Source organism: Pseudomonas sp. Colony2 (assembly GCF_019382755.1).
Lineage (GTDB): Bacteria > Pseudomonadota > Gammaproteobacteria > Pseudomonadales > Pseudomonadaceae > Aquipseudomonas.
Genome location: NZ_CP080030.1, coordinates 4155639 through 4160554, shown reverse-complemented (window position 1 = coordinate 4160554; position 4916 = coordinate 4155639). Strand labels below are relative to the sequence as shown.

The following is a 4916-nucleotide window of genomic DNA, read 5'->3' as shown; positions in this document are numbered from 1 at the left end:
GGTTACCGGCGGCGGAACAACGGCAACGGTTCATCCGTCGCGGCCTGGTACGTCACCGAGAAATCCTTGAGGCTTTCCAGCGCTTCATACGGGTCTTTGTCCGAGCGCAAGGCGAAGGCATCGAACCCGCAGCGGCGCAGGTAGAACAACTGGTCGCGCAGCACATCGCCAATCGCCCGCAGCTCGCCCTTGTAACCATAACGGTCACGCAGCAGGCGGGCGTTGGAGTAGTTGCGACCGTCGGTGAAGGCCGGGAAGTTCAGGGCGATGACCTGGAAGTGCTCCACGTCATCACCGATCTCTTCGGCTTCTTCATCGGCGTCCAGCCATACACCCAGGCCGCCGTCGCGGGCCTTGAGGGCGTGAGCGTGCTCGCGCCACAGGGCCAGTGGCACGATCAGGTCGTCGCAGTTGGAGATGCCATCGAAGCTCGCGTCCTTGGGCAGCAGGTGCCAGGTTTCGTCGAGGACTTCGTTGTTCTTAATGATTCGCTGCATAGACGCGCTCCTTGAACAGGTCAATGCCGATGCGCTGGTAAGTGTCGATGAAACGCTCATCTTCGGTGCGCTGTTCGACGTACACGTCGATCAGCTTGCCGATCACGTCAGGCATGGCTTCCTGGGCGAAGGACGGGCCGAGGATCTTGCCCAGGCTCGCATCGCGGCTGGCGCTGCCACCCAGGGACACTTGGTAGAATTCTTCGCCTTTCTTGTCCACGCCCAGGATGCCGATGTGGCCGACGTGGTGGTGACCACAGGCGTTCATGCAACCGGAGATGTTCAGGTCCAGCTCGCCGATGTCGAACAGGTAGTCCAGGTCGTCGAAACGGCGCTGGATCGATTCGGCAATCGGGATCGACTTGGCGTTGGCCAGGGAGCAGAAGTCGCCGCCCGGGCAGCAGATGATGTCGGTCAGCAGGCCGATGTTCGGCGTGGCAAAACCCTGCTCGCGCAGCTCGCCCCACAGGGTGAACAGTTGAGACTGTTCAACGTCGGCGAGGATGATGTTCTGCTCGTGGGAGGTGCGCAGTTGGCCGAAGCTGTAGCGCTCGGCCAGGTCGGCGACGCCGTCCAGTTGCTTGTCGGTGATGTCACCCGGTGCAACACCGGTAGGTTTCAGCGACAGGGTCACGGCCACATAGCCCGGCTTTTTGTGGGCCAGGGTGTTGCGGGTGCGCCAGCGGGCGAAACCCGGGTGCTGCGCATCGAACTCGGCCAACGCGGCGTCCTGATTGCTCAGGGCCTTGTAGTCCGGGTCGACGAAGTGTTTGGCAACGCGGTGCACTTCGGCGTCGGTCAGGGTGGTCTGGCCGCCGCGCAGGTGTTCCATCTCGGCGTCGACTTTCTGGGCGAACACCTCGGGGGTCAGCGCTTTTACCAGGATCTTGATCCGGGCCTTGTACTTGTTGTCACGACGGCCGTAGCGGTTGTAGACCCGCAGGATCGCGTCGAGGTAGCTCAACAGGTCCTGCCACGGCAGGAATTCGTTGATGAAGGCACCCACTACCGGCGTACGACCGAGGCCACCGCCGACGAGCACACGGAAGCCCAACTCGCCCGCCGCGTTGTGCACCGGCTCCAGGCCGATATCGTGCACTTCGATGGCGGCGCGGTCCGAGGTCGAGCCATTGATGGCGATCTTGAACTTGCGCGGCAGGTAGGCGAATTCCGGGTGGAAGGTGGTCCATTGACGGACGATTTCACACCATGGGCGGGGGTCGATCAGCTCGTCAGCGGCAACGCCGGCGAACTGGTCGGTGGTCACGTTGCGCAGGCAGTTACCGCTGGTCTGAATGGCGTGCATCTGCACGGTGGCCAATTCAGCCAGGATGTCCGGCACGTCTTCCAGGGCCGGCCAGTTGAACTGAACGTTCTGGCGAGTACTGATGTGGGCATAGCCCTTGTCGAAGTCGCGGGCAATCTTGGCCATCATGCGCGTCTGACGGGAAGTCAGTTGGCCATAAGGCACGGCAACCCGCAGCATCGGCGCAAAGCGCTGAACATAAAGGCCATTTTGCAGGCGCAGAGGGCGGAACTCTTCTTCGCTCAGTTCACCTGCCAGATAGCGTCGGGTCTGATCACGGAACTGCTTGACGCGGTCCTCGATGATGCGCTGATCGTATTCGTCGTATACGTACATATAGGTCCTGTTCTCGGCAAATCTGCGCGCACGGCCGCGCACTCCCAACGGAGCCGGCGCACGATACCAGTTTGCGTTTATGCGCAAAAGTGATGTTTGAGTATATGCAAATAACCAAATGGCCTAATGAGAACGGTTATCGCGATACCCACATTTGTCATGCGGGCAATCATGAACTTTACTGTGCTCGTGTCTTTGTGCAATCACCTATAAAACCGACAAGAGGCGATGCTATGAGCAATCCGACCAAAGCCCGCAAAAGTGACAGCAGTGTCGATGCGTGGGCCATTCTGTTCTTGATTATCCTGGTGGTTTCCACTGCCGTGTTCTGGGTCAGCCATCAATAAAAGGGCGTTATCGAGCCTTGTTGTCGACAATCGGCAATTAGCCGAGATTGACCGGCCTGATGCCATTATCATGGGCCGTCATTCCGAAGGGCTCAGGCAACGATGTTGAAGGTTCTCTGCAAGTGCTTGCTGGTGCTGAGCATGCCGTTCTGGGCCATCGCCCAGGCGACGTCGGTGGTGTTTCTCAACCCTGGCAATTCGACCGAGACCTTCTGGGTCAGCTACGCGCAATTCATGCAGGCCGCCGCCAGGGACCTCGGCCTGGATTTGCGTGTGCGCTATTCCGAGCGCAATCCCGAGACCACGCTGGTGCAGGCCCGTGAAGCCCTGCAAGGCGCCGAGCGCCCGGACTACCTGGTGCTGGTCAACGAGCAGTACATCGCCCCACAGATCTTGCGCCTGGCCCAGGGCAGCGGGGTCAAGCTGCTGATCGTCAACAACGCGCTGACCGCGGACCAGACTCAACTGCTGGACGCCGGCAAATACCCTGACTGGATCGGCAGCATGGTCGCCGACGACGAACAGGCGGGCTACTTGATGCTCACCCAGTTGTTGCGCCTGCATGGGCCTGTCGCCCCCGGCCAGACCCTCGACCTGATCGCGTTCTCCGGGGCCAAGACCACTCCCGCCGCGCAACTGCGCGAGCGAGGCTTGCAGCGCGCCCTGGCGGATCATCCGCAGGTGCGCCTGCGCCAGTTGGTGTATGGCGAGTGGAGTCGCCAGCGCGCTTTCGACCAGGCCACGCAGTTATTCAAACGCTACCCGCAGACCGCGCTGGTGTGGGCGGCCAACGATGAAATGGCGCTGGGGGCAATGGATGCACTCAAAGGCAGCGGGCGCACGCCGGGCACGGACGTGTTGTTCAGCGCGGTCAACAGTTCGCCCGAAGCGTTGCAGGCGCGCCTTGAGGGGCGCCTGAGTGTGCTGGTGGCCGGGCATTTCACCCTTGGCGGCTGGGCGATGGTGGTGCTGCATGACGATGCCCGCGGCCTGGGCATGGCGCAGTACGGTGGGCGTGAGCGCAAGCTTGGGCTCTTTCGATTGATTGATCCGCCACAAGCCACGCGCCTTTTAGAGATGCAGGGGCGCGAGGACTACGGCGTCGACTTTCGAGCACTGTCAGCCCAGGGCAAGCCAGCCACCTATCGCTACCCGTTCAGCCTGCAACTGCTGATGCATTGACCGGCTTCAAACACCGGCCAGGTGCAGCACCAGCTTGACGATGGCAAACAGGGTCAAGGCAAACACGGCGGTAAACACAATACCCAGGATGACAAAGTGGCTGGGCTTGCCATGGGTAAAGTCGCGGGCGCGATTCTTCCCGCTCTGCACCCCGAAGGCGGCTGCCATCACGCTGTGAAGCATCTGCCAGAAAGTCGGTGGCTTGTTGTTGGAATCGTCCATAAAGGCCTCGCGGTAGGGATCAAACCCATGGATGAGGATAGCCAAGTTCCCGCAAAACGCCGGCTGTAGCTATCTACCGCCCTGGCGGTTGGCCCGTTCGCTGTACTGGGACTCCTTAACAGAGTCATCAGGAACGAGCGCATGCCAACCTTACCCGCCCCGACAGAGCAGGGGCTACACACCGCATTGATCAAGAACAGCTTGCCCGGCTGGATTGCCCGCAGCGCGGCTGCGGACATCCGACGCTTGAAGCCGGGCCTGCTGCCCGGGCGCGTCCCCGAGGATGCACCACCTGCCTGGCTCAGTAACGCGCCCCAGGGGTTGCGCCAGGCATTCGCCGACAGCCAGTTGGCCAGTCGCCGCGCCCACGAGCGGCTGGCCCAGACTCTCGACGGCCTCAAGGGCATCACCGAGTTCGCCCAGCCGCTGCTGGAAGACGCCTGGCGCAAACGGTTCGGTGAGGTACCGGACGTCCACAAGCACCAGTTGCACTACCTGCGTTACCGTCAGGTGCCGCAACAGCATTCGCTGTTGCAGGCAGCATTGCTCAACTTTGAAGGCAATGAAGACTTTGCCGATATCGCCCTTGAGCAAACCAGCGCGCTGGCCCCCGAAGGGGCGTTGTTCACCGAGTACTACGGCGAAATTCTGAACGACCATTCACGCCGGGCCCGCTATCGCTACCGCGAAAAGCTCGCCGTCACCCCGGACCAGTTTGCCGCGCTCTGCCGCACGCTGGACCTGGGCCGGCAATACCAGGCGCATTTGCAACAAGTGTTCGAGGAGGCGGGCACCAAGGCCGTGGTGCGCGAGCAGATGATCGACGCGCACAAGAAACTGCTGGCCGTCAGGCTGCACACGGCGCGGATGAAGAACGAAATCAGCGACAGTGCCTATGCCATGCTCAATGCATTGCTGGCCGGCACTGAGCAGCCGGTGCTGGATGGCAAGCCCGTTGTCTGCAGACAATTGGCGATTCTCGGCTGCAAGGTGGGTGAGGTGGTGCTGATCGGGCCTGGCGTCGGC

General features: G+C 61.6%; 5 protein-coding genes. 2 read left to right on the top strand and 3 right to left on the bottom strand.

Annotated features, from left to right (window positions below):
* Window positions 1-2: 2 nt before the first annotated feature.
* Window positions 3-497 (bottom strand): DUF934 domain-containing protein, encoded by a 495-nt coding sequence (locus JV201_RS16365; RefSeq protein ID WP_219405725.1) that lies wholly within the window; start codon window positions 495-497, stop codon window positions 3-5.
* Window positions 481-2139: a nitrite/sulfite reductase gene (locus JV201_RS16360; protein WP_219405724.1), complete on the bottom strand. Its 1659-nt coding sequence runs from the start codon at window positions 2137-2139 to the stop codon at window positions 481-483. Before JV201_RS16360 ends, JV201_RS16365 begins: the two co-directional genes overlap by 17 nt.
* A gap of 449 nt (window positions 2140-2588) precedes the next feature.
* Here JV201_RS16360 and JV201_RS16355 point away from each other — a divergent pair, with 449 nt between their 5' ends.
* The gene (locus JV201_RS16355) at window positions 2589-3668 is read left to right on the top strand and encodes an ABC transporter substrate-binding protein (RefSeq protein ID WP_219405723.1); all 1080 of its coding nucleotides are present in this window, start codon (window positions 2589-2591) and stop codon (window positions 3666-3668) included.
* A 6-nt stretch (window positions 3669-3674) separates the two neighbouring features.
* On the opposite strand, the gene JV201_RS16350 is transcribed toward JV201_RS16355, so the two are convergent.
* The gene (locus JV201_RS16350) at window positions 3675-3890 is read right to left on the bottom strand and encodes a DUF2970 domain-containing protein (RefSeq protein ID WP_177040650.1); all 216 of its coding nucleotides are present in this window, start codon (window positions 3888-3890) and stop codon (window positions 3675-3677) included.
* A 141-nt stretch (window positions 3891-4031) separates the two neighbouring features.
* On the opposite strand from JV201_RS16350, the gene JV201_RS29795 reads away from it, so the two are divergent.
* The coding region (locus JV201_RS29795) for a dermonecrotic toxin domain-containing protein (RefSeq protein ID WP_374707347.1) at window positions 4032-4916 on the top strand (885 nt) is incomplete at its 3' end.